The sequence below is a fragment of the Sphingomonas sp. TREG-RG-20F-R18-01 genome, assembly GCF_022662475.1.
GTDB lineage: Bacteria > Pseudomonadota > Alphaproteobacteria > Sphingomonadales > Sphingomonadaceae > Sphingomonas.
The window spans coordinates 1-24,616 of the sequence record NZ_JAKNQQ010000011.1; the positions used below are offsets into that span (position 1 = coordinate 1).

At 61.5% G+C, this 24,616-nt stretch carries 29 protein-coding genes; 12 read left to right on the top strand and 17 right to left on the bottom strand.

The genetic code is table 11. The features are described 5' to 3' along the window. Positions 1-779 (top strand): restriction endonuclease (locus tag L8K25_RS19185; protein ID WP_242140604.1); only part of this gene is annotated, 779 nt, incomplete at its 5' end. A gap of 71 nt (positions 780-850) precedes the next feature. Here the strand turns inward: L8K25_RS19185 and L8K25_RS19190 are convergent. The 8 genes from L8K25_RS19190 to L8K25_RS19225 form a co-directional block, all read right to left on the bottom strand. Next, positions 851-1,954, bottom strand: coding sequence for a relaxase/mobilization nuclease domain-containing protein (locus tag L8K25_RS19190; RefSeq protein WP_242140605.1), 1,104 nt, complete (start codon positions 1,952-1,954; stop codon positions 851-853). Then, entirely contained in the window at positions 1,954-2,523 is a 570-nt protein-coding gene (locus tag L8K25_RS19195; RefSeq protein WP_242140606.1) for a hypothetical protein, read from the bottom strand. Before L8K25_RS19195 ends, L8K25_RS19190 begins: the two co-directional genes overlap by 1 nt. Positions 2,524-2,721: 198 nt before the next feature. Beyond that, positions 2,722-3,717: a ParB/RepB/Spo0J family partition protein gene (locus L8K25_RS19200; protein WP_242140607.1), complete on the bottom strand. Its 996-nt coding sequence runs from the start codon at positions 3,715-3,717 to the stop codon at positions 2,722-2,724. Further along, positions 3,717-4,460, bottom strand: coding sequence for a ParA family protein (locus tag L8K25_RS19205; RefSeq protein WP_107955911.1), 744 nt, complete (start codon positions 4,458-4,460; stop codon positions 3,717-3,719). Before L8K25_RS19205 ends, L8K25_RS19200 begins: the two co-directional genes overlap by 1 nt. Before the next feature lie 3 nt (positions 4,461-4,463). Further along, complete coding sequence (locus L8K25_RS19210) at positions 4,464-4,658, bottom strand: hypothetical protein (protein ID WP_242140608.1); 195 nt, start codon at positions 4,656-4,658, stop codon at positions 4,464-4,466. 296 nt (positions 4,659-4,954) lie between these two features. Continuing rightward, complete coding sequence (locus L8K25_RS19215) at positions 4,955-5,275, bottom strand: single-stranded DNA-binding protein (protein WP_242140609.1); 321 nt, start codon at positions 5,273-5,275, stop codon at positions 4,955-4,957. 530 nt (positions 5,276-5,805) lie between these two features. After that, positions 5,806-6,642: an RNA replicase gene (locus tag L8K25_RS19220; protein WP_242140610.1), complete on the bottom strand. Its 837-nt coding sequence runs from the start codon at positions 6,640-6,642 to the stop codon at positions 5,806-5,808. Positions 6,643-7,077: 435 nt separating this feature from the next. Next, positions 7,078-7,938 carry a replication initiator protein A gene (locus tag L8K25_RS19225; protein WP_242140611.1) on the bottom strand — a complete coding sequence of 287 codons (861 nt, stop codon included), beginning with the start codon at positions 7,936-7,938 and terminating at the stop codon, positions 7,078-7,080. 335 nt (positions 7,939-8,273) lie between these two features. On the opposite strand from L8K25_RS19225, the gene L8K25_RS19230 reads away from it, so the two are divergent. Further along, positions 8,274-9,569, top strand: a complete 1,296-nt coding sequence (locus tag L8K25_RS19230) for a transposase (RefSeq protein ID WP_242140612.1) — start codon at positions 8,274-8,276, stop codon at positions 9,567-9,569. Here the strand turns inward: L8K25_RS19230 and L8K25_RS19235 are convergent. Next, on the bottom strand, positions 9,530-10,096 hold the full coding sequence (locus tag L8K25_RS19235; protein WP_242140613.1) for a recombinase family protein: 567 nt from the start codon (positions 10,094-10,096) through the stop codon (positions 9,530-9,532). The genes L8K25_RS19230 and L8K25_RS19235 overlap by 40 nt on opposite strands. A 383-nt stretch (positions 10,097-10,479) precedes the next feature. Here L8K25_RS19235 and L8K25_RS19240 point away from each other — a divergent pair, with 383 nt between their 5' ends. From L8K25_RS19240 to L8K25_RS19255, 4 genes are all read left to right on the top strand, one after another. Beyond that, positions 10,480-11,514, top strand: a complete 1,035-nt coding sequence (locus L8K25_RS19240; protein WP_242140614.1) for a hypothetical protein — start codon at positions 10,480-10,482, stop codon at positions 11,512-11,514. A 410-nt stretch (positions 11,515-11,924) separates the two neighbouring features. Further along, positions 11,925-13,049, top strand: coding sequence for a catalase family protein (locus L8K25_RS19245; protein ID WP_242140615.1), 1,125 nt, complete (start codon positions 11,925-11,927; stop codon positions 13,047-13,049). 223 nt (positions 13,050-13,272) lie between these two features. Then, complete coding sequence (locus L8K25_RS19250; RefSeq protein WP_242140616.1) at positions 13,273-13,842, top strand: sigma-70 family RNA polymerase sigma factor; 570 nt, start codon at positions 13,273-13,275, stop codon at positions 13,840-13,842. A 315-nt stretch (positions 13,843-14,157) separates the two neighbouring features. Beyond that, entirely contained in the window at positions 14,158-15,927 is a 1,770-nt protein-coding gene (locus L8K25_RS19255; protein ID WP_242140617.1) for a PAS domain S-box protein, read from the top strand. Between the two features lie 13 nt (positions 15,928-15,940). On the opposite strand, the gene L8K25_RS19260 is transcribed toward L8K25_RS19255, so the two are convergent. Then, positions 15,941-16,294, bottom strand: coding sequence for a response regulator (locus L8K25_RS19260; RefSeq protein WP_242140618.1), 354 nt, complete (start codon positions 16,292-16,294; stop codon positions 15,941-15,943). Positions 16,295-16,573: 279 nt separating this feature from the next. On the opposite strand from L8K25_RS19260, the gene L8K25_RS19265 reads away from it, so the two are divergent. Further along, the gene (locus L8K25_RS19265) at positions 16,574-17,170 is read left to right on the top strand and encodes a recombinase family protein (RefSeq protein ID WP_242140619.1); all 597 of its coding nucleotides are present in this window, start codon (positions 16,574-16,576) and stop codon (positions 17,168-17,170) included. A 155-nt stretch (positions 17,171-17,325) separates the two neighbouring features. On the opposite strand, the gene L8K25_RS19270 is transcribed toward L8K25_RS19265, so the two are convergent. The 7 genes from L8K25_RS19270 to L8K25_RS19300 all read right to left on the bottom strand — a co-directional run bounded on the left by L8K25_RS19270 (position 17,326) and on the right by L8K25_RS19300 (position 21,537). Further along, entirely contained in the window at positions 17,326-17,778 is a 453-nt protein-coding gene (locus L8K25_RS19270) for a DUF302 domain-containing protein (protein ID WP_242140620.1), read from the bottom strand. A gap of 142 nt (positions 17,779-17,920) precedes the next feature. Beyond that, positions 17,921-18,604, bottom strand: a complete 684-nt coding sequence (locus L8K25_RS19275) for a haloacid dehalogenase type II (RefSeq protein ID WP_242140621.1) — start codon at positions 18,602-18,604, stop codon at positions 17,921-17,923. Between the two features lie 148 nt (positions 18,605-18,752). Continuing rightward, a complete protein-coding gene (locus L8K25_RS19280) occupies positions 18,753-19,475 on the bottom strand; it encodes a cytochrome c biogenesis CcdA family protein (protein ID WP_347341165.1) in 723 nt (240 codons plus the stop codon). After that, complete coding sequence (locus tag L8K25_RS19285) at positions 19,472-19,864, bottom strand: thioredoxin family protein (RefSeq protein WP_242140623.1); 393 nt, start codon at positions 19,862-19,864, stop codon at positions 19,472-19,474. The genes L8K25_RS19280 and L8K25_RS19285 overlap by 4 nt, the downstream gene beginning before the upstream one ends. A 169-nt stretch (positions 19,865-20,033) precedes the next feature. Beyond that, positions 20,034-20,423 carry a hypothetical protein gene (locus L8K25_RS19290; protein WP_242140624.1) on the bottom strand — a complete coding sequence of 130 codons (390 nt, stop codon included), beginning with the start codon at positions 20,421-20,423 and terminating at the stop codon, positions 20,034-20,036. A 5-nt stretch (positions 20,424-20,428) separates the two neighbouring features. Beyond that, entirely contained in the window at positions 20,429-21,073 is a 645-nt protein-coding gene (locus tag L8K25_RS19295) for a DUF1109 domain-containing protein (RefSeq protein WP_242140625.1), read from the bottom strand. Continuing rightward, a complete protein-coding gene (locus L8K25_RS19300; protein ID WP_242140626.1) occupies positions 21,070-21,537 on the bottom strand; it encodes a sigma-70 family RNA polymerase sigma factor in 468 nt (155 codons plus the stop codon). The genes L8K25_RS19295 and L8K25_RS19300 overlap by 4 nt, the downstream gene beginning before the upstream one ends. Before the next feature lie 226 nt (positions 21,538-21,763). On the opposite strand from L8K25_RS19300, the gene L8K25_RS19305 reads away from it, so the two are divergent. From L8K25_RS19305 to L8K25_RS19325, 5 genes are all read left to right on the top strand, one after another. Next, entirely contained in the window at positions 21,764-22,057 is a 294-nt protein-coding gene (locus tag L8K25_RS19305; RefSeq protein WP_242140671.1) for a DUF2282 domain-containing protein, read from the top strand. Positions 22,058-22,061: 4 nt separating this feature from the next. Further along, on the top strand, positions 22,062-22,898 hold the full coding sequence (locus tag L8K25_RS19310; protein WP_242140627.1) for a DUF692 domain-containing protein: 837 nt from the start codon (positions 22,062-22,064) through the stop codon (positions 22,896-22,898). Beyond that, entirely contained in the window at positions 22,891-23,631 is a 741-nt protein-coding gene (locus L8K25_RS19315) for a DNA-binding domain-containing protein (protein ID WP_242140628.1), read from the top strand. The genes L8K25_RS19310 and L8K25_RS19315 overlap by 8 nt, the downstream gene beginning before the upstream one ends. 48 nt (positions 23,632-23,679) lie before the next feature. Continuing rightward, entirely contained in the window at positions 23,680-24,105 is a 426-nt protein-coding gene (locus L8K25_RS19320; RefSeq protein ID WP_242140672.1) for a DoxX family protein, read from the top strand. Positions 24,106-24,173: 68 nt separating this feature from the next. After that, entirely contained in the window at positions 24,174-24,602 is a 429-nt protein-coding gene (locus L8K25_RS19325) for a DUF6789 family protein (RefSeq protein ID WP_242140629.1), read from the top strand. Positions 24,603-24,616: the final 14 nt, after the last annotated feature.

The following is a 24,616-nucleotide window of genomic DNA, read 5'->3' on the forward strand; positions in this document are numbered from 1 at the left end:
GCGTCGACATCAACGATCCGATCTTTGCAAAAACGGGCTCATCCAAGGGCAAGCGGCTAAGGTGCTTCCTTCAGACCGCCGATAATAAAACCGCAATCCACGCGCTTCAGGCGCTCTGGCAATACCGGTGTGATCTGATCGCCTTGAACGAGTTGGACGACCCGATCTCGAATGCTGAGGCGCGGTTGCTCACCGTCGTTCAACGGCTGAGCGAATCCGCGAACGTGTCGCTAGTGACTCCGCTGGCGAAGGTGTATTCCGCGCAGCAATTTCTCGACCTCAGACGCGAGCTAGAACGGGTCCGCGATTTGCTCCCTCATCCGCGCGGGACGGCGTTTGAGGGCTTCCTCAAGCATGCGTTCGATGTTTTTGGTCTCGCCGCTCGCAACCAATTCAAGATCCGTCACGAACAGATCGACGGCAGCTTCGTGCTCGGTCATGAGACCTACCTGCTCGAAGCCAAATGGCATAAAGGCCGCATCGACGCGGCGACGTTGCGCATCTTCCAGGCAAAACTCGAAGCTATGTCAGCTTGGACGCGGGGCGTGTTTGTCAGCTTCAACGGCTTCACACTGCCGGGCCTGGACAGCTTCGGTGGCGGGAAAAGACTGATCTGCGTCGACGGCAAAGATATTCACAGCGCCCGCGTCCGCGAAATTCCACTCGACACCATGCTCGAGAGAAAAGTCCGACATCTCGCGGAGACGGGCGAACCCTTTATTCCGGTCGCACTGCTATTCCCGGAGCGGGAGTTGAAGCCCGACCCGCCGGGCCGCTGAGCCATCGTCATGACGTCAATTCACAGCCCCGCCTCGCCGGTGAAAGGCTGTCTCAAACACCCCACCGCCAACTACCGTCTCCTACTCGGAGGTGGAGGTGTGCCACGTGGCACATCCCGATCCGGTTGTGGCTCGTTTAGCACACGATCCCGTGCGTCTTTGACCCGTTTCTCGGCATCGCGAAGCATCATATCCGGCACCGTCTCGATCCGCGCGCGCTCCTGAATGAACTTCCGGACATGGCCGGCGAGCTGCCGGTCTTCGCGGTTGCCGGTACGATCGAGGCGGTCCGCCGCGGCCTCGTAGCGCCGTTTCGTGTCCTGCCACCGTGCCCGCGTCTTGGTCGCCAGCGCTGGCTGCTGGGCCTTGCCGAGCGCGATTTGCATCGCCTCACGCGCTTGCCGCAGATCGGCATCAGTAGGCTGGCGGGACGCACCGTTGCGTATGCGCGCGCGCAACTGCGTCAGCGCCATACTGGTGCCCGCCCTCCCCTGTCCCCGTGTATAGCGCGGCGTTGCCTCTGCCTCGACACCGCGACTGCGCAGCGCTTCGGCGAACGCCTCGCGGAATCGAAACAAATCCTCGCGACGGGGATCGAAGCGCTTGCGGTCCATTCCTTCGGCTTGAACCGTCAGATGGACGTGCGGCCTGGGTGTGTCGGTGTGAAGAGCGAGGACGTAGTCGTGATTGTCACCAATCAAGCGTTCGGCCGCTTCCCTGACGGACTCCCTCACCTTGTCGGCGTTGGTGCCTGCCGGCATCGAGAACACCATCGCAACGGCCGAAACCGATGTCCCCTGCCGCCAATAAAGCGGGTCGGACCATTCGTCCGCGATCTGATGCGCATCATCTTTCGACGTGATCCGCTCGCCATCCCGTGTCTCGATCGCGATGTCGCCGTGGCGGCCAATATAATCGAGATGCGCGGCTAGGTGCTTCGCGCCCTTCTTCCGCCCTGTCACCTTGACCAGCACCTCCGGCGTGCGGTGAACAACCCGCGCAAGAGTGGCCCGAACGGCCGAGGCTGTCGGTGCGACGTTATGTCGGGGGGCGAACGCCCCTGTGCCGTTGACGATGCTCTTGGCGTAACGCGCGTTCGGATCGCCCACGATGCGCGGCTTGAACCGCGGTTTCATTGCCTCCCACAGCTCATCCTCGCGCTCGCCGAAGGGCATCAGTCCGCGACCTCCCAATAGGCGGCGTCGCCACGAAGCGCGCCGCCCAGCGCGTCGACCTGTTCCGTGATCTCCTCGCGCATGTCGGCAATGCGACGCAGCTCCCGTTCGATCTGCAGGCCGCTGTCCGCCATAAGAGAGGCGTTGCCCGCCTTCATTGCCTGGTTGAGGTTTCGTCCGATGCGTTGGAGCTGCATCCGGATCGGGGCGAGCGCATCGCGCAAACCGTCGTCGACGTTGCCTTTCAACCCCAAATGACGTCGCACCAGTGCTTTGATCCAACGCGAACGGTCGACGCCGCGATCGGCCGCTCGCCGATCGAGCAGCGCCAGCTCGGCATCGGTGAAGCTGAGCGTCACGCGGTTACCGGCACCATCCGCGCGTGGCGCGATCCGAGGTGCGTCGATCACCTGTTTCAATGACTGCTGAAGCACGGTCCGGAGGAGCGCGCTCCGCCCTCCCCTACCCTCTGCGACAGCATCGAACGCGGCCAACAGGTCGCGATCAATGCGCGCCGTCAGCATCGCGTTCGGTTTGGTTGGGGATGCAGGTTGCGAGGCCGCGGTCATATCACAAAAGGATAATGTAATACGGCAACCACAGCAATACCTATCCTGCCATTAAACATCCCCAACTAAAATCCTTCTCGCAAGTGTGCCACGTGGCACACTCAATCAGTCTTGAATGAAGCGATTTCGCGGAAGGAAAGAAGGTGTGCGAATGCGGGCGAAGATCACCATCGGCGCTCTCCGTTCAACGGCTGGCGATCAGCGCCAACTCACGATCCGGGGCGTGTCTTCGCCGTCGAAGTGGAGTAGCGCTTCCACGACAATCGCACGCTGACCATCCACCTCGATCGTCGGCCGCTCGATCTTCTGCTTGCCACCCTTTGCCTTTGCGGACCGGGGGGCAGGGGCACTCGCGCTAGAGACCGCCGTCAACGGGACCGGTGTCGCATCCTGAGCGCGCTCGGCAAGCTCGTCCCTAATCTCATCCGTTGTCGGAGCGGGAGGATTGACCGGGGTTTCGTCGCTCGCTATTTCAGGCTCGCCCTCCGCGCCTGGTTGCACGACAGGCGCGGGGGCAGGAGCCTCGACCGGTGCGCTCGTCTTCTTCGCTCCCACGTCGCGCGCTAACCGTTCGCACGCCAACACGGTCATATCCTCGGTCGCCGTGTTCGCGATAAAGGTCCGCGTTGCCGCATCGTCCACCTTGGCTGCCTGGGTAAGGGCAACGGCGCTCCGCATCGAAATATCGGCCAGCAGCGCAGAGATGTAGTCGGGGGCGCTTGCGAGGCCATGATACCGGGTCAGCAGCGTGCGGTTCCGGCCTGTCTGCCGCGCTAAGTCCGCGAGCGTGCGGCCAGACGCAACCTCCTTGGCGACGAATGCCACCACGTCGGCTGTCGACAGGTTTTCGCGCTGATCGTTCTCGATGAATTGGTCGATGCGGACCTGCGCGGGATCGTCCGCCTTGGCGACGATCGCGCGAACCTTGATGCCGAGTTGCTTGCATGCGCGCCAGCGACGTTCGCCGAACTGGATGCGATAGCGCCCTTCCTCGTCCTTCGGGGCGACCGTTACAGGCTGGAGCTGACCTCGCGCTTCGATCGTCCCGGCCATCTCGTTGATCGTAGCCGGATCGATGTCGCGCCGGACGTTCTCGGGATCGGGATAGAGCTGATCCGGATCGAGGAGCAGAACACGATCGGCGTCTGCGACCTCGGCCTTGTCACTGAAGACGTCGAAATTGTCGAAGTCCATTATCCGTTGCTCCCGATCCGGGTCATGGCTTCCTCGAGAAAAGCGCGCATCGCCGGCAGCGATCCTCGCACGTCCTTGTTCAAGCGCCACACTGGCACGCGCTCTTGAAGCGCCTGGCTGTAGTGTGCGCGATCGGGGAGGTAGCTGGTGAACAGGTTTTTGCCGACCTTTTCCCGGATCGCCGCGAGCATTTCCATCTGCGCGCGATCATTAGCCTTCACCCGGTTGGCGACCAGGCCAGCGACATGGATCGGCTTCGTTCGACCGCGCTGGTTTACCGTGGCGATCGAGTCCGACACTTGCTTGGTCGATGCCGGACCAAACGGCCCCAACTCGACGGGAATTATCAGCGAGTCCGCTACCATCAGCGCCGCGAAGTTGATCCAGGACCAGGAGGGAGGCGTGTCGATCACGCAGAAATCGAACGCAGGACCAAGCTGCGGAAAGTTGGTCCGGATGTTTCCGAGCGCCTTCGTGTAATCCGCGTCATACTCGCCGCCCATGCGGTTCGAGTAGATCGACAGGCGAGGCGCGGAAGCGGGCGGCGAGTAGCGGGGCTCGAACAGAGGCTTGCACGTGCCGAGGCTCTCGAACTCTGCCAGCGCCGCGGTCGCGTTGCACTGGCGATCAAGGTCGAGGAACAAGACGCGATGGCCGGCGTCGGCCAGAATCCAGGCCAGATGGCAGGCGATCGTCGTCTTGCCGGCGCCGCCCTTTTCTACGTTGATGGCAATAGTCTTCACGTCCTACCAGCCACGATCCGACAAGTTGTTCCAATGGTCGTAGCCGCGGTAGTTGGAATCGGTGCGCGTGTTGCGCCGCGCCTCTTCGTCAGGCGTGTCGCCGCTCCAGACGCGCGGGTTCTCGCTGCGGCCCATACCCGACAGCAGACCCCAGCCGAGGAATACGAGAAACCCGATCGTTAGTAGGTGGTCCAACATGGCCTCAGCCTCCGTCGCCTTGATGAAAGGCCGATCCTGTAATAAGTGGTATCTAAATCCTCGTCAATATGAGATACCAACAATTCTATGACGACGAATGACTCTAGCAAGCTCGGCTCGGTCGGTCGCCCGCGGATTAACGCAGAGCAGACGATGGCCCGATTTCCGCCGGGGACATTGGTCCGGATCAAGGCATTGCTGCGCCCGGGAGAAACAGTTGCCGATTTCATGCGCGAGTCCGTCGAGATGGAAATGCGGCGGCGGGAAGGGCCGCCGGTAGGCGGCCCCGACCGTACCTAGTCGCGGTCCTCCGAACCCTTGGCGAGGATCGCGAAGCCGTCAGCGATCAGCTCGACCGTATAGCGCTTGCCATCGGCCACGTCGTAGGAGTTCTGCCGAACCCGGCCGGTGATATGGACTAGATCGCCCTTCTGCGATTTGGCGGCGCGCTCGATTAGCTTGCCGAACACCGTCACCTCGTTCCAGTGCGTGTCCGTCACCCACTCGCCGTTCTCCTGGCGGTTGTAGTTGGCGGCGACGCTGACCTTCGTCACCTTGTCATGCTCGGTGATCTTGCCAACCCGGCCGATGATCCGAAACTCCGCGATGTTCTGCATGGTCCTGTCCTTCGATCGATCAGGCTAATTCCTGATGGGAATTGAAGGGGAGCGCGGGCGCCGCGATCAAGCGAAAAAACGGAGGGTCCGCGGAGCGGAAACAGTAGGCGAAGCCGGTTATTCGCTTGATCGTAGAAGGCGGCGAGCGCCCATTTTTCCATCGACATAGGAATAGCCGGGCGAAGGGCTCGACCTGGGCCTTCGCGATCGGTGTGGTGTCGGCCAGTGCCAGGATCTCGGTATGTGGTGACGATGGCGCCAGTTCGGTTCGGCCTGCGGGGAAACCGGGTGTCGACAACGTAGAAAGGGGATGATGCCGGTGACTACCGCGCCGCCCTTGTTGGGAACTTGGCGCTACGGCCGCGATCATGCCCGAAAAACGGTTCGACCAAGCACTAGCTCAACCATTTGGGCGCAACAGAAGACGCATGCTCCCCTCGGGAGCACCGCGCCGTAGGCGCGTCCGCCGGTTGGGCTTGGTGTAGGTGGTGCTGTGGAGTGTCCCGGTTGGGTTCTGCGTCTCTTTGCCGTCAGGCATTAGAGCGTTGGCCGGCTAGGCCAACTCCACTTGAACATAGAATAGATGAATCTGGGAGCGGTTGACCATTTTTTTGAGACTCTTGTTTCTCGATGCCGATGGCGAGGCGCATCATGACGCTACGCAGGCCGGCGTCGTCGATGTCCTCGGCGACAACTTGGCGTGGCGAGCGCCATAGCCGCATCGCCTCGATCTCTTCGATACGATCGGCATCCCGCTGCACCACGTCGTCCGGCAGGGGAGAGGGGCGGAAGCATCGCGGAAGGAAGCCGACCAGACGGTTCGGGAACCGCATCCGATAGACGTTGGACGTTTGCTCGAAGCGCGCTTTCGGGCGATCGGGCGTCGGTTCAACCGGGACGCATCGCCGCTGCTTGTCGAGCAACCCCATCTTGGCAAGGATCGACAGGCCGCGCCCCACGCTCGCACGCGACAACCCAGTGTGTGTCTCGATCCACTCCCAAGTCGGGAAAACCTTGCCGGCGCAGGTGCGGGCGAGCTGCGTAAGCTGCTCGAACACCCGCACTGCCGCGGGCGTAATCAGCGTGACGAGGCGCTCGGTCTCGGTGAGCTGGCGAGCCTCAGTGCGGGCAAGGCGCCGGATAGCGTTCTTGCGCTTAAGCAGCTCGACGGCGTTCCGATAAAGCCGGTCGGTCTCGCCCTTCGCGTAGGTGTAGAAGAAGTCGTCCTCGAACGTGCCGGCCTTTCGACTGTGGGGATGCACATGCGCACGCGTCGGGTTCGGTGCGCCAGATCGCGACCTGGCCCGCTCGTTCGTCACCCTTTCGAGCACCATGAAGCTCGCGCGCGCAATCGTAATAGCTCCCATCGTCCGTCCCCTCTTCGGAGGCCGGGACCAGGCAAAACAAGAGCGTGGCGCGAAGCGCGCTCCCTTGAACCGAGGCTCGAGAACGGGTATGAGGAGGGTGTCTTACGTCCCGATCGATGCCGCCAAGCATCGCTCATCACGTTCCAGGGTGCCCGGCCTCGTGCCGGGCATTCGTTTATGTGGTCACGGCCGTTTCCTGTTTTCCGCCGCACGCCTACCGCGATCGACATGATGATTTTTGCAGAAATCACGTCGCCAGCGAACAACTACAATTCGTGCTTTGGCGGACTGGAGCCGAAAAAAACTCGTGCTTTTGCGGACCTGAAGGGCTGCCGTTCGTGCTTTTGCGGACTGGCTCTCGTGCTTTTGCGGACCGGTCTTCGTGCTTTGAAGGACCAGCGACACTGTGACCGCTTAGCCGATTCGGTAAGCCGCTCAGGAAGCGGGCAGCGACGCCTTGGGTGTAATCGTCACCGTACTGGCGGCAGTCGTCCGCCGGGTTCCCTTTAGTGTCTCCACAGAAGGACCGTCACCCATGGCGATATGGTAGTCCGGAATGCAGTTCTCCTCCGCGATGCTCTTCATCACGTGGCGAAAGTGCTTCAACGAATTCTGGTAGCCGAGCTGGAGGCGCAGATCGTCCAAGCCCACTTGGACCGCGCCGTCTTGGCACGTGGATCGCGCGACTTCGTAAAGCCGACGTTCGACCGGTCCTAGCTGGAAGTAGGACGGAGAATATTCCAGCACGCGGCGATCGCGGAGGATCGCGCGATAGAGCCAGTCGCACAGGCGGACCTTCACGCCCTTCAGGCGCTTTTCGCCCCGCGCGTTCTTCTGATAGTGAAGCTGGGCTTCCGACAGCCAGGAAAAGAAGCCCGCCTGTCCCTCGCCGCCAGCCTCGATGTTGGTCTTGATCTGGGTGCCCTGCAATCTTTCCAAGGCATCCGACAGCCGCGAATAGGACCGAGCCGAGCCATTGACGCCTGTGACGCGGAACAGGTCGTGGGCGGTGAAGTAAAAGTCCTGTGCGACGGTCTCTCCGGCGTCGAGCTTCGCCACCAGAAGGCTGGCGATATAGAGCAGTACTTCCTTGTCGTAGATGGTCGCTACGCCACGGGGACCGGGACCGATCTCGATCGACACCGATTCCGTCTTGTAGATCAGCGACCGCTTCCACGCCGTCTTGGTCAGCGCGAAGAAGGGATACGCCATCAGCGACTGCTCGCCGCGGATCTCTGTCAGCAAGGGGCTGTCGAGGACGAACAGGTCGCCTTGGCCTGGAGCACGAGAGCTCATGCGGGGACGTCCATGAGCGGCACAGTCCCTCGGGTCCGCGAAAGCACGAAAGGGAAGGGGCCGCGGTCCGTGAAAGCACGAAGGAGGGAGTGCCCGCCCTCGTAATAAGGCGTCAGGCATCCCCTTGGATAGCAATTCTCGTGCTTTCGCGGACCTACGTCGCAGATGGCAGCATCGACGCGTCCCTGTCTCGCAAACGATCGGGGCTGTTGAAAAACACCGGGCACGTTGATCTCTTCCCTACATTTCGCTTCCAAGGATAAAGGAGCGGCGCCATGATGGGCACGGCTTGCGATAACGGAAGGTCCGGGCCGGGCTCCCGAACCATAGATGGCATGTTGCCGCGCGACCACCTTCTTCGACGTGTCGACCGGCTGCTCGACATGGGCAAGCTGAAGGCCGCGTTGGCCCAGCATTACAGCCAGCGCGGTCGCCCCTCGGTTGATCCCGAGCTGCTGATCCGGATGGCGCTGGTCGGTCGCATCTACGCTATCAGGTCGGAGCGTCGACTGTGCGAGGAGCTGCGCTACAATCTCGCTTACCGCTGGTTCTGTCGCCTTTCGGCAGGTGCATCCGTCCCGCATCATTCTACCTTCAGCAAGAACCGGCATGGCCGCTTCCGCGATGCCGACGTGTTCCGTTTGCTGTTCGAGAACACGGTCCAGCGCTGCATCTCGAAGGGGCTGGTTGCCGGCAAAGACGCCGCGATCGACGCATCGTTCATCGCCGCGGATGCGAGCTGGCAGCGCAAGGTACTCCCGGTCAACCTGCCTGACGCGAACTGTGCGACCCGCCCGGTGCGCGAGTGGCTGACCGATCGGGCGAGGGCTCCAGCGCCGCTCACCGACATGAACAAGGGCTTCCCAGGCGTGTCGCGCACTGATCCTGCCGCGGCTTGGTCGGCTCGCACCGTACGAGGGCGGTTCGGCTATGCCCTTAATGTCCTGATCGATACTCCGAGTGGAGCCGCGCTCGATGTCGAAGCGACTCCCGCCCGCTTCGCGGACGAGGTGGACGCGGGACGCAATATGCTGGTGCGAGCCGCTGATCGGTTCGATTACCGGCCAAGACGTGTCGCCGCTGACAAGGCTTATGGCAGCGCCACGTTCCTCGCCTTCGTACGCGATCAAGGGGCACTCCCCCACATTCCTGTGATTGAGCGCTCCGAGCAGACCAAGGGGAAGTTCGCGCGCGAAGCGTTCACCTATCATCGCGATCGTGACTGCTACACCTGTCCTGCCGGGAACATGCTCGCGCACCGCGGTTTTCACCGGCCGACCGGGGTGCATCGATATACCGCCCGACCGAACGACTGTCAGGCATGTTCCTTGCGCAAGCAATGTACGGGGGGCCGTCACCGCGGGCTGTGCCGTATGGAGGACGAGGACGCACGCGATCTTGCGCGGGCCGAGATGCGAACGGGCCTGTTCAAGCGATCGATGCGGCTGCGGCGCGGCGTTGAACGGCTGTTCGCCGATGCCAAGGTGAAGCACGGGATGACCCGGCTCCATCTCCGCGGCCTTCGAGGGGCAGAGGAAGAGTTTCTTGTCGAAGCGGCCGTGCTGAACCTCCTGCTGTTGGCGCGGTCGGATCATGCTGGCTCCCGATCGCTCGCCGGGAAATGTCGATAAAATGTTGAGCGGCCGACTTGCAGCAGTTTTGCGACCTTGGCGGGACTATCACCTGCCGCGAGCAGCTTGCGCGCAGTGTCAAGCATGTCGGTGGTCATCACAGATTTGCGGCCCCCGCCGGTGCCACCTCTCGCGCGAGCCGCTGCCAGGCCAGCGATCGTCCGTTCCTTTATCAACTCGCGCTCCATCTCGGCGACCGAGGCGAGAATATGGAACAGCAGCCGACCCGAAGGAGTGGCCGTGTCGAACCCGTCCGTCAAAGATCGAAAATCGACCTTGCGGGCGGACAGGTCGGCCGCCAATTCGATCAAACCTTGGATCGAGCGGCCAAGCCGGTCGAGCTTCCAGATCACCAGTGTGTCGCCGGCACGCACGAACTCGAGGGCTTCAGCCAACCCTGGCCGGTTTGCCTTCGCGCCGCTCGCCTTGTCGGTAAAGAGCTTCTCACACCCGGCTTTGGTCAGTGCATCGGTTTGCAGCGCCAAATCCTGATCGGCCGTCGAGACGCGCGCGTAGCCGATCAGCATTTGTCCCGAAACTCCATCCCAATCAGCCAATTTCGGGACTTATATTTCGGGAACAGGTTTTGGGAAAGCGAAACCTGCTATCTGGATGCTTCGGAGGTTCGATGCCAGCCGTCCCGTTGGAGGTTCCCAATCGGGAAAGCGCTATACCCGCATAACGTGTCAGGTGTCGTCGCATCCGCAGTCGCAGACGAAACGTAATTAACCGCATGACGTGCCGTCCTTCCGCTACATGGGGACCGTAGGCGCCTATACGTTCGCAAGGTTGCGGCGGAGCGCACCTGCCGGCTCACGTGAGCGAGCATCGGACAGGAAGGGCGACCGTGGGAGCTAGATTTCAGTTCCGTCCCGGCAGAGCGGCACTGGCGATGTGCTGTTCGCTGACGATGGCGAGCGCAGCGCAAGCCCATGTGAAGTGGTTCTGCGGCGTCATTGACCGCTCGCTTCCGCCAGCAGCGCCTCGCGACGTGCTGTCGCCTACTTTTCTGCTGGCAGTACCGCTCTTCGCGATGCTAGTGGCAGCCGGCGCCCTGCTCGACGCTGTTCTTGCCCGAACCGCGCTGGGATCGGCGGCAAGGTTCACAGGCAGGGACGCGATCGGGGAACTGATCCTGCGCGTCGGCATGTCCGCCTACGCGGTTTGTCTCTGGGCCAATCTGGCCGTGGTGATGTGGGCGGACAGCTCGGTCGGGTCGATTCTCACGCCTGACCTTCTTGGTCGCGGGAGGGTTCTGGCTGGCGTCCAGCTCGCGTTTGCAGTGCTGGTGCTCATCCCCCGCGCGTCCATTCCCGCCGGCGCCGCGCTCGGTGTCCTCTATGCCACCGGCGTCGCGCAATACGGCGCGTTCTACATGATTGATTACCTCTTCTTCCTGGGCGCTGCGGCTTATCTGGTGATGAGCGATCCCTGGCTGAAGCGACATTCGGGCGCGGGCACCCGGCGGCTTGCCGTGCTGACCGTCAGCATCGGCGTCAGCCTGATGTGGACCGCGATCGAGAAATTCCTGTTCCCCCAATGGACGATAGCGATTCTCCTCCATCATCCCGCCATCACGGCGGGATTCGAGCTGCCGACCGTCACCACGATCGCCGGCTTCATCGAGTTCAGTCTGGCATTCTATGTCCTGGTCGGGCGCGACATCCTGATCCGGGTCAGCATCGCTGCGCTAATGGCGTTGTTCATGCTGGCGATGCCGGAGTTCGGCATGGTGGACGTCGTCGGGCACATCCCGCTGATCGCAATCTTTCTTGTCCTGCTCTTGCATGGCGAGACGTCGATGCAGCGACAGTTCAGACGCGGCGCTTCAAGCGTCTTCGCCTCGGCAGGGTGGGTCACGATCCTGTATATCATCGTGCTAACCGGGATGACGCTCCTCTATTACGGCCTCCACGCAGTTTCTGCGGCAATCCGGTCAGCGTGATGTGCAATGCTCTGTTTCGGGATCGACCGTTCATGCGCTTCTGAAATCACCATCCCAGTGGGAATGCGCCGGCCGTTTCGACCGCCGTTCGTTTCCGGCAAAGGTAGGTCGCCGCCTCTGACTGCTGTTGTCCAAGCCCAGCCCCGGCAGGAATTATGGTGCCGGTTTGTTACACCTCGAAACCCCAAAGAGCCGACTTCGGGAAGGTGGCTTCACAACCCGAGGTTATGACACCACCACACTGCGCCCTTCAACGGAATTGTTTTCAAGGGAGACGCTGAGCCGTCGTGTAATCAACAACCTCAAAGAAATTTGCGGTCTCGTGTGGCTTCATTGGCGTTCATGCGTTTGAGGCCGTAACGACCCAACCTGCAATGCATTCCGGGCGCATCTCCAGCGAAAGAATCCTCATGGCCGACGCGATCTCCCATTCTGCGATCCGTTACACGCCCGCTATCGAAAAGCCGGAGGCCGATGAGGGGGAAACCATCAGGGGCCTGAACGAGCAGTTCCATCTCATTCAGGAGCAGACTGCCAAGGATTATGGTTCGGCCGTGCGCGGTGTCCATGCCAAGGCGCACGCGATCGTAAAGGGCCGGATCGAAGTCCTGCCCGGGTTGGCGGCACCGCTGGCACAAGGGCTTTTCGCCACGTCGGGCTCCTACGATGTGTTGATGCGGTTCTCGACATTGCCGGGCGATATTCTCGACGACAGCATCAGCGTACCGCGCGGCGTAGCGATCAAACTGTTCGACGTTTCTGGCGACCGCCTGCCGAGTTCCGAGACGGACAGCACGCAGGATTTCGTTCTCGTCAACGGCCCTGCCTTTGCCGCCCCCACGCCCAAGGCGTTCCTCGCCAATCTGAAGATGCTGGCCAAAACCACTGATACGGGCGAGGGTCTGAAGAAGGCCCTGTCGGCGACGTTGCAGGTGGTTGACGCCGCACTGGAAACGATCGGGGTCCAGAGCCCTACGGTCCAGACGCTGGGCGGTGCGCCGAACACTCACCCGTTGGGCGAGACCTATTACACGCAGGTGCCGTTTCGCTACGGCGACTATATCGCCAAGCTCTCGCTGGCACCGGTGTCGCCGAACATGACGGCGCTGACGGGTGACAAGGTCGAAACCTCGGGTCGCCCCGATGCCCTGCGCGAGGATCTGGGAGAGGTGCTGATCGAGCAGGACAGCGTCTGGGAGCTGCGGGTCCAGCTTTGCACGGACCTGGAAGAGATGCCGATCGAGGATGCTTCGGTCATCTGGGACGAGAAGAAAAGCCCGTTTGTCCCGATTGCCCGACTTACCGTTCCTGCGCAGATCAGCTGGGAGCATGGAACCAGCGACGGTCAGGACAAGGCGATCGCGTTCAGCCCATGGCACGGCCTTGCCGCGCATCAGCCGATCGGAGGCGTCAATCGGGCGCGCAAGCCGACCTATGAAGCGTCCGCAAAATTTCGCGGCGAATTCAACGGGTGCCCGATGCACGAGCCGCGTTCGCTCGGCGATGTTCCCGCAAAGGCCATGACGATCGACTGAAACGTGCGGGAGAAAAGCGCTCCCACGCCGCCCTCGGCACATGCCGGAATTTTGTGCTGATGGCTTCACACTCCTGTGTTCGCGTGAGGGGGCAATGGCACAAACGTCAGAGCATTCGTCAAATTGCTCTTGTTTACAACGCGCTACAGCGGGCACATCGATGCGACTAACCTCGGCTTCTCCATCCGACATATTTCTCTCAGCGAAGGCCGGCTCGGTTCTGATGCAATCCGCCGCGAGCGAGGCGCGGCTGCACCTGATCGAGCAGTTGGCCCGAACAGGTCAGGGGGAGCAGGATGCGTTCCGCACGGTGTACGTTCTGACTTCGGCCAAGCTGTTTGGTATATGCCTGCGCATTTGCGGGGACCGCGCCGCTGCCGAGGACGTGCTGCACGATGTCTACATGATCGTCTGGAAGCGCGCTGGAACGTATGAGCCGTGTCTCGGCAGTCCGATCAGCTGGCTGGCGACCATCGCTCGAAACCGTGCAATCGACTGGCGCCGCAGTCAGACAAGACAGGCCGCCGTGCCGCTCGACGACGCGCCCGACTTGCCTGACCCAACGGTTGATGCCGAAGCGGGAATGCTGCTCGATGAGGCATCGCGGGGGGTTTTCGCCTGCCTCGCCGCGCTGGAAAGTCATCAGGGTAACGCGATCCGGAACGCGTTTTTCCATGGTTTTACCTATGCGGAGCTTGCCGAACGCCATTGTGTGCCGATCGGCACGATGAAGAGCTGGATACGCCGCGGTCTACGACAGATGCGCCACAATCTCGAAGTAGCGGGTCATTAGGCGACCGTGGCTTAAAAGCAGGCGCATATCGTTCCGCTCGCGATGCACAAACCTTAGCGTCCAAACTGAACGGTTGTGACACTAAGCTCGTACAGCGATCCTTCTCAGAACACGCGAAATGTCGGTTTTGAGAACCCGTGAGCTTTCCCTCTTCACCATCCCTTTCGGGACAGCGCAGGCTACCCTCGAGCGTTTTGCGGGCAGCTCGCGGTATCGGTGAAGAGCTAGAGACGATCCGCAGGGCCGTGCTATGCCGGATCATCTTACCGCTTTAGCAGGACCGGTTCGTCAGTGCCCCAATCATCCAGCTCGACAATGACGGCCGACACAGTCTCCTGGAGCGAGCTCAACGTCGAGAATGGTCAGTATGACGACTTTGCACGGCTGGCGGCACAAATCTGTGCTGCCCCTGTCGCGCTGGTAAGCGTTGTTGAGGCCGGTCAACAGGTGCCAAGAGCCAGTATCGGCATTCAAGCATCGGTAGCGCCTCTTGAGGAGGTCATCTGCCAGTATACGATCGCCAAGCGCGACCTGCTGGTTATTCCCGACCTTGCTGCTGATGCGCGCACGACCACGCACCCGCTGGTCACAGCCAATCCAGCGTTCCGCTTCTATGCCGGCGTGTTTCTGGCCGGTGTCGACGGCAAGCCGCTCGGCACTCTGTGCGTCATGGACCGCGCCCCGCGCCCCCAAGGGCTGACCGACGATCAGGCAGGGGCGCTGGCGGCACTGGGGCGACAGGTCGTGACGCTGCTCGATCTGCAACGCGAGCGCTCGCGTTTCGAGGCCGTGTTCAACAGCGCGGTCGATTACGCGATCATCGTTATAAACCGGGACGGCAAGATCACCGACTGGAACGAGGGCGCGCATCAGATTCTGGGCTGGACGCCGGAGGAAATCTGCGGCCGCGATCTCGATGTCTTTTTCACCCCGGAAGACCGGAAGGCCGGCATCTCCGACAAGGAAATGGAAAGCGCGAGGGTCAACGGTCGCGGCATCGATGAGCGCTGGCACCTGCGCAAGAATGGTGATCGCTTCTGGGCCAGCGGCGAGATGATGCCGCTGCGCGGACCAGATGGCGAGCTTCAGGGCTATGTGAAGATGCTTCGCGACCGCACGGAGGTACGGCTCGCCGACGAGCGGCTGGAGATGGCGCTGACCGCCTCAGGCGCTGTCGGGCTTTGGGACTGGATGGTCGACACCGACTTACTGCATGGCGACGCTCATTTCGCCCGTCTTTATGGTCTGGATGCAGCACGGACCAACGCCGGCCTGACCATGGAAGAGTACCAGCTTCATGTGGTCGAAGAGGACATTGCGCCCTTGCGTGCCAAAATCCGCGAGGTGTTCGACGCCGGTGCCGATTTCCTTGTCGAATACCGTCTTGCCATCCCCGGCGAGCGTCTGCGTTGGGTCGAGTGCAAAGGGCGTATGGTCCACGACCAACACGGTGAACCGGTCCGCTTCTCTGGCACGGCTGTCGATGTCACCGGACGCAAGGATTACGAGGAGCAGCGCCAACTGCTGATGCATGAACTGTCACACCGGGTGAAGAATACCTTTGCGATGGTGCAGTCAGTGGCGTTTCAGACGTTGCGCGGCACGGATCAGGCGGTGTCCATGGCGCTGCAAAGCCGGTTGGCAGCGCTGAGCCGCGCCCATGAAGTGCTGGTGCAGACAAGCTGGTCCTCGACCACGCTCGCTGAGCTGATGGAGCGTGTGCTCCGGCTTGAGGCGGAAGGGGAACGGTTCCGGCTTACCGGCCCCGACCTGCTGGTGGGTTCGCGCGCCGCCCTGTCGCTGTCGCTGCTGTTGCACGAGCTTGCGACGAACGCGGTAAAGTACGGCTCGCTGTCCGTGCCGCAAGGCTTCGTTCGGATCGAATGGTGTACCGATGGAGACACGTTCTGCCTCTCCTGGCGTGAAGAGGGCGGACCGCCTGCTACTGCTTCCACGCGCACCGGCTTTGGGTCGCGGCTGATCGGCATGGGCATTGCCGGTGCGCGGCAGTCCAACCTTGACTACACCGAAGCGGGATTACGCGCAGTCTTTCACTGCCCCCGCACATCGCTGGAGCAGGACTGACGCGCGGCGAGCATCAGCAGCATCTGGCTGCGCTGATCGCTGCGATCACCCGCTCGGGCTGGACCGGTTTCTCCAGGATTGCAGATGCGTAGTCGCAGTCGATGCAATCTAAAGCGGTTGCGGTGATGAAGATCACAGGAATTGCGCCCATTTTCGATCGAATGGCGGCAACGGCGTCTGGTCCACGCTCGCCACGTAGCAGGTTGACGTCAGACAGGATCAGGTCGGGTGCCTGGTTATGTGCGGCATCGACCGCACTCTTGACCGTATCTGCGATGGTCGATGAGGTTGCACCGGCCATCTCTGCCAGTGCCGCCACATATTCCGCGATCAGCGGCTCGTCCTCAATTACAAGCACATGACACATCGACGCTTACCTTCCGATGCGTCAATGCGCAGGTGGGCGTTTAGTCCCGAAGCAGGCTCGATTGATGTCACCTGAAGGCTGGCCGCATTCAAACTGGGACATTGCCGGATATCGGCCTCATATTGTCGGGCACCGAATCCAGTCCTTTTTCAACAGCCCCGATCGATTTTGATACGCGACCATGTGAGAACGTGTAGCAAGCTCCAGGCGCGTATCAAAACACTTTCTCGAATGGGGGCGGTCGTGATAGTCGCGATACATGAGTTTTGAGAACGGTTCATGCTGATTGGCTATGCGCGGGTCTCCACGCCCGAACAGGATCTGACGCCCCAACTCGAAGCGCTGCGCAACGCTGGTTGCGAGCGAACCTTTTCCGACAAAGCGAGCGGAGCGAAGGCAAACCGTGCTGGTCTGGCTGAAGCGCTGTCACACGCACGCGCTGGCGATGTGCTCGTCGTATGGAAGCTCGATCGTCTCGGCCGAACGATGAAAGGGCTCGTCGACCTTGCGGCCGATCTGGCTGATCGTGGTCTCGGACTCCGCTCCATCACGGATGGGATCGACACCGCCGGCACTGCCGGCAAGCTAGTCTTCCATATCCTGGCCGCCATGGCTGAAATGGAGCGCGACCTGAATCGAGAGCGCACCACTGCAGCGCTGATCATAGCGCGGCGGGACGGCAGGGTAGGCGGACGAAAAACGGTGATGACTCCCAAGCGCCTCGAAGCGGCGCGCAAGCTTCTGGCTTCCGGCATGGCGATCCGGGAAATTGCGCCGGCGATCGGCGTCTCGGTCCCGACACTCTATCGTCACTTCCCGGCGCCCACGCAGGAGGCGATCAATGCGGAAAGTGACGGTGCTACAAATGGATCATAACTGGATAATTACTCGCGCCACCAATATCCTGTAAGCCATAGCATTCGAGGGAGGAAGAGAACGCGGGTATTGAACTTAGATATTAGACAAGTGTTTTTTGACCGGTCGCCTAGATTACTCTTCGCGCGGACTACTCTTCCGGCGCATCAAATCGGCTATGGTTGGGTGGCAGCTGTCGCCAGACCAAGCAGCGCTTTATCGATGGCTACTACATCCGGATCGTCCGGGGCAAAGCCATAGCGTGCGGCAAGTACCGCAGGCCGGAGATATCCCACTTTTGTTACATCGCCGTCCCGCCAAACGAGCATTCGTTGGGGAAGATCGAGTGCAATTGCCCTATTGCCTTTGATCAGCGGCGTTCCAAGGTTTGGATTGCCAAAAATCACTACCGTAGTGTCGGGGACGACTTGCCCGGTGCTGCGTGCGTTAGCGGCGTGATCAACTACGGCCACAATGCGACCTCCACTTGCGTTGATGCGAGTCCTGAGTTGCAACACCACGTCAGTGACCGTCCGTGGCGTTGAACTCACCTGCCAGTCGCCCGGAGGTGACACTTGGGCAGTCGCGGGGGCGGTCATCAGCGCTAGCAATGTTACGAGCTTTATCATGTCAGCCTCTGCACTTGGGGGATCGTAGTTCCGAGGTTTTGTGGCCAGGCTCACAAGCTAGGCCGTTAATGGGGTCAGGTTTTTGACCTTTCCCGAGGTACTCAGTCCCGGAAAAATGAGCTGTCGCAAGAATGACAGCTTCTCATCTGTGACCGCGGCTTAGGATTGCATCCGCCACCTCAGTGAGCGAAGCACCTGCCACTGTTGGTTGCGGCACGCCATCAAGCACGAGGGGGGCGTTGATCCCGCGCGTGACCAACGCAGCATTCCATCCGAACGACTGCGCACCGATCGTGTCCCAAGTATGGGCGGCTACAAGCCATGTGTCGGTTCGTGCTGCCTTCATCGTATCGGCAACCAGTTGGTAGGTCGCGGGCGACGGCTTGAACCGGCGTGCTGGTTCGACCGTGAAGCGTCGGTCGAACAGCGCCCCTAACCCAGCCTTGTCGAGCGGGTCTGGCCCCGGTCCGGCAGGCGTGTTGGTCAGTGTGACTAGCGTGAACCCCGCAGCCTTCAGGCGATGCAACGCAGCGGACACGTCGTGATGAACTGGGAGATTTGCGATGAGTCCACTCAGCTCCTTCACCTGCGCGTCGGTGATCGGCACGTGGTAGATCTCGCCGAGCATCCTGAGCACTCCGGCGCCCAGTTTACCGAACGGCACATAGTCGCCATTTAGCGACAGCGTCTCCGAATAGAGGATCAATTGCGCGAACCATTCCCGCATCCGCCCTTTGCTAGAGAAGATGCGGGTGAACAACGGCTCTAATACATCGATGTCCAGCAAAGTCTCGTTGACATCGAAGACGATCAGGGGAGCAGTCATAGGTCGTGGGTTCTTTCCCTGGGCTTGGGCTGGATAGGTAAGGGCCGACACAGTGAGCAGCCCGCCTAGGCCAACCACGCCGCGTCGGGTGTAATTCGTATCGTGCCTTTCGTCGCTCATAGTGGCACTCTTTTCAGAATAGACGCGATTAGAAACGGGTGGTGAAGCGCACCAGCCATTCGGGCGACCAGTCTGTCAGTGCGGCTTCCAGCATGCGATCAAACCCGGTGAGAATTGATAAGCCGATCGCCAACAAGACCAGTCCCAGCACAATTTTGCCGACCTTGCCGGCAGAACGCATTCCAATGCGCATCCGGCGCATGGCGGACCCCGAGGCAAACCCGATGATGACGAGAGGTGTCGCTGCACCGATCCCAAAAGCCATCATGACAAGCGCAACCGTGCCCAGATTATCCCCCTGTGCCGCCAGCATCGACGCCGCACCTAGCGTCGGGCCGACGCAGGGAGCCCAGACCAGCCCCAGGAGGACACCCATGGCACCTTGTCCAACGAGGCCGTTCCCCTGAAATCCACCGGTTAGGCGGTCCGCCCAAGCGCCGATCGGCGCCACGGCAGCGGCAAAGCGCGTCTGCAAGGATGGTATCATCAGCAGCAAACCGAATGCGATGAGAATGGCTCCGCCGAACGCCCGGAATGCGTCACCATCCAGCCCGATCGAGAAGCCGATCGTCGCAACGAACAGCCCCACCAAGGTGAAGCTGATCGCCAGCCCCGCGCCTAATGCAAGCGGTCCAAACCGATGGCGGCTTTGTGCGGTGCCGAACACGATCGGCACCAGCGGTAGGACGCAAGGCGAGAGGATCGACACCACACCCGCCAAGAAAGCGAGCAGTGGGTTAAGCCCGGTCACGCGACCGGCGAGCGGATCAGTTTTTCGATACGGGCCGGATCGGTATCCCCAACTGATCGGCCGGTTTCACGTAGCCCCCGATATGCGATGAGCGTGCTCTGACGGCGAACACCCAGCTTCTGCCAGTCGGACTTTTGCGTGTCGAAATTGAGCCGGAACACAACCATCTTGGTGGCCCAGGGCGACTTGACGATCCGCTCGATCACGGGCGCTTGCGCCTTACAGGTGGGACACCAGTCCGCGTAAATATCGATCAGGATCGGCCGGCCCTGTTTTTGTGCCAGCGCGAAAGCGCGTGTGTCGAACGGACGCACCTCCGCCGCCTGTGCCGGTGCGACGACAACCATCGTGGAAGCGGCGATAGCGGCGTACATCATGGGAAATCGCATAGGCCGGTTCCTTGTGAGTGGAGAAGTTGGTGCAGCCGCAGTGGTTGCACCTCGCTACCCATTCGGCTGAAAACCGCTGATAGTTACAGGCCGGGACATTTCTTGCATGTCGCGCACCACCCAGCGCGACGGACATGCCCAGACTACGACTATCAACCCCGTGTCGATCCTATCGGCACGGGTTCGCACAGGTTTCGGCGAGAGGAAGGGCTTCATCGCGCGTCGGATCCGGATCGAGTTCGATCGCTCGGACCGTCGGCGCCACTTGAGGTACGGCGACGCGAAAGGCGATGAAGAAGAACAGTGGGTTAGGCAGCCAATAACGCCAGCCGATCATCCGATCCCGCGTTCCGTCCGCTGTGACGAAGTCGAGCCAGACATACAGAAATTTGTACAAACACAGCCCCGGGATCCACGTCGTCCGAAACCCGTCGGTCTTCAGACAACGCCGCGCGATGTAATAATTGCCCTCGAACGGTGTAATACCCCAAAGACCTATCTCGCCCTCGGCGATCGTCTCGCCATCGGGCTCGTGGATGAGGCGGATATGACGCGCCACCGCCGTCACCAGCGCAACAGACGTGGGCCCAGGATGGCGCCCGACAGTCCCGACACCATCATGCCGCCGGTGTACCACACCAGCAGGAACGGCGCGGCAGCTTCCGGGCAGTAGAGCGCGTAGATCACGCAGCCCATCGCGCCGGATGCGACACCCGCGAGGAACCCGGTCAGCGCGAGCCGCGTCGGTGCGAGCCGCCCGAACGCCCACAGCAACGCGGCGAATACCGGCGCGCTGAGCGCCACCGTCGTCACCAGACAGGTTCTCCAGCTCGTACCCAGGATCAGCGCGACACGGTGTGCCGGGGCGAGGTGTGCCATCTCCATGGATGCCGCGGCCAGTACGACCATGAATGGTGCCAGTAGCCACGCCCAGCGCAGCCCGATCCGCTGTCCGGGCCTCCCCGCAGGCAGCAACAAGCTGGCCGCGATCGCGGTCATCGCGATGGCATAAGCAAGCTTGACGGCAAATACCATGATGCCCGTTGTCGCCACGGCGCGCAGCGGCGTGCCCATAACCAGGTCGAGCGCGATCAGCGAAACGAACCCGCCTGCAAGCAGCGCGCCGGCAATGCGCCACGCCGCGGTCCCCGACCGCACCGGCCGGGTATCCGACGCTAGCGAGGCGATCAGATCGTCGGTGGTCATCATCGCTTTCCCTGCATCATCGCTCGAAGTTTCCGGATACCGCGATGCACGCCGACCTTGATCGATGTCTCGGTCTGACCGGTGCGCTCAGCAGCCTCGGAGATGGCCATGCCATCGATCCGGGTCAGGCGTATCGCGTCCGCCTGCTTTGCGGGCAGGATGGCGAGCATCCGGTCGATGTCGAGCCGTGCGAGCACGCTGTCACCTTCGCCCTCGACTCCGATCTCAGGCACGTCGGCGATCGGCACGGTTGTGCGGATGCCGCAACGGCGAAAATGATCGATCAGCTTGTAGCGTCCGATGCCATACAGCCATGCCGTGAACGGCAGCGCCGGGTCATAGCTCTCGCGACGGGTATGGATCGCGATCAGCGTATCCTGCACCAGATCCTCCACATCATGAATACGTCCGGTCAGCCTTCGGCCGTAATAGGCACGCAGGCGCATGGCGCAGGCCGACAGCAACACGCCTTGCGCGCGTCGATCCCCCGCCATGCCGGCGACCATCAAAAGCTTCAGCTCTGCCTCTGTCATGTCCACCGGTCGTTATAGCTTTCCATTCGCAGTGGGCAGCGCGAAGGTTACATCCGAATTATTCGTGCCTCGAAAATCACAGCCTGTAACCTTCGAAGGGGTCGATGCGGATCAGTCGTCGTGCCGTCGCGGCACGCAAACTTCGCATTGGAGCATCCTCATGAAGACGATTAACCTCACCGTCGCCGCCCTCGCTTTGTCGAGCCTCGCTTCCGGTGCCGCGCTTGCGCAGTCCCAGCCGATGGCGGGCAAGATGGGCGTGAAGGGCATGGAGAAGTGCTACGGCGTCGCACTCGCCGGCAAGAACGACTGCAAGGCCGGCGCCGGCACGACCTGCGCGGGAACGTCAAAGGTCGATTATCAGGGCAACGCCTGGAAGATGGTCAAGGCCGGCACCTGCACCAAGATTTCCACGCCCCAGGGCAAAGGTTCGCTGAACGCAAAGGCGGCCTGATCTCATGCGCCCGACCGCCGGTATCGGCTTCAAGCCCGAGCATCTCGACGCCGTGCTACGATCCCCGGCGGTCGGGCTGTGGCTTGAAGTTCATCCCGAGAACTACATGGTCGATGGCGGCGTCCGCAAACGGACGCTCGCCGCGATCGCGGAGGCATGGCCATTATCACTGCACGGCGTCGGCCTGTCGTTGGCCGGCGACATGGCACCCGACCCTGATCATCTGGCCCGGCTTAAGATGCTGGTCGATACGTATCGACCGTTCATTGTGTCCGAACATCTCGCTTGGTCGCGCAGCGGCACGACCTTTTTTCCCGACTTGCTGCCGTTTCCGCGCACGACACAGGCGCTGCACCGGATCGGGGATAATATCGACCGGATGCAGACCACGCTTGGCCGAACCGTGCTGGTCGAGAATCCGTCGCTCTACCTTCACCTCAACGGGCATCAATGGAGTGAAACGGATTTTCTTGCCGAACTGGTCGCTCGGTCAGGATGCGGTTTGCTGGTTGATGTAAACAACGTCCATGTGTCGGCAAGCAACCTTGGTTATGATCCACGCGTCTATCTCGACGCCCTGCCGGAGGATGCGATCGGCGAAATCCATTTGGCCGGACACACCCCCGACAACGAACATGGCGATGCGCTGCTGATCGACAGCCATGACGCGCCCGTGGCGGAGGCGGTATGGGCGCTCTATCGCTACCTGATCGACCGGATCGGCGAGACGCCCACCTTGATCGAGCGTGACGGCAACATTCCGCAGTTCGAAGACCTAATGAGCGAACGGGATCGTGCGGCGGCAATCCTCGACACGGCACGGTCGTATAACCATGTCTGAACTTGCCGACTTTCAGGAGCGGTTCGCCGTCGCGATTGTAGCAGAGCCGTCAGATGAGGCGTTGGCCGCACTGCCGGGATTCGCTGTCTATCGCAACACGTCGCTTTCAGCTGCGATCGACGCGCTTGCCGCCAATTACCCGCGGATCGAGGCGCTGCTCGGACCAGCGGCGTTTAGCGAAATCGCGCTCGAATACACGCGCGCGTACCGGCCCGATACACCGCTGCTGGCGACCTATGGAACATCCTTCGCCGCCTATCTGGACGCACATCCGATCCGGACCGAGCTGCCCTATCTCGCCGATGTCGCGCGGATCGACCGCATGTGGACCGAGGCATTCTTTGCCGTTGACGCCCCGCCGCTGTCCGCAGAGTCCTTCGCGGCGATCGATCTCGGTGCAGAGCCCGATCGTGTCCTGGCGCTGCATCCTGCCTCGCGCCACGCCTGGTTCGATAGTCCCGCCGCTGCGATCTGGCTCGCGCATCAAGAGGACATGGTCGAGCCTATCGACATCGCGTGGCTGCCCAGTGGCGTTCACCTTACCCGCGCCGAGTTTACCATCGTCGTCGAAGCGGTGCCGAAGCCGGACATCTTGTTCCTCGATCTTCTCAATCGGGGCGTGCCCGTCGTCGAAAGCGCCGAGCGGCTCCTTACCGCATGTCCCGACGCCGATCTGGCGGCCATCGTCGCGCGGCTGCTGTCGCGCGGCGCGCTTGAAGCCTTTCTTTCATAAGGATCGCCTGTGATGACTCCCGATGTCACCGACGCCCCGCGCTGGCGAATGCCCTTCGCCCACGCGGCACGACTGGCCGGCACGCTGTTGCCGCCTTCGGCCTTACTGCTGGTGCAACGTCTCGCCGTGGCGGCCGTGTTCTTCCTGTCGGGGCGCACGAAGGTCGAGGGGATTTTTACGATGAAGCCCGAGACAGTCGCGCTATTTCAGACGGAATACGCCCTGCCGCTGATCCCGCCGTTGCCCGCCGCCTGGCTGTCAGCAACCGCCGAGCATGTGTTTCCCATCCTGCTCGTCCTTGGGTTGTTCACCCGGCTGTCGGCGACGGCGCTGCTCTGCATGACACTCGTAATCGAGATTTTTGTCTATCCCGATGCGTGGCCGACCCATCTGAGCTGGGCGGGATTGATGCTGCCGCTGATCGCGCTGGGCGGGGGCCGCGTGTCGCTGGACCGCCTGTTTCGCATCCCCTGATCGTACGAATATGTAACTTTCCTAGCCGTCGCAGCGAATAGGTGACTGACACAGGCAGGAGATAACAGATGGGAAATGTCGCCAAGTCGATGGTTGCGGCTTTCGCCGCTACGGTCGTCCTATCCGCCATGATGGTCGTGAAGGCCATGATGGGCATCATGCCCCAGCTCGATATTGCCGCGATGCTGGCATCGATGATGGGTGCTCCCGGCAACCTCGCGCTGGGCTGGCTGGGACACTTCATGATCGGCACGATCGGCTACGGGGTAGTCTTCGCGCTCTTGGCCGGGCGACTTCCGGGAAGCTTGATTGTGCAAGGCGTCATCCTGGGCGTGATCGGTTGGCTGGTGATGATGATCATGATTATGCCGATGGCAGGCGCCGGGTTGTTCGGCCTCAACCTTGGCATTGCTGCACCGATCATGACGCTCATGCTTCACATGATCTTCGGTGCCGTTCTCGGAGCCGTTTACAAGGCAACGACTGCGAACACGTGATATCGAAGACTGAT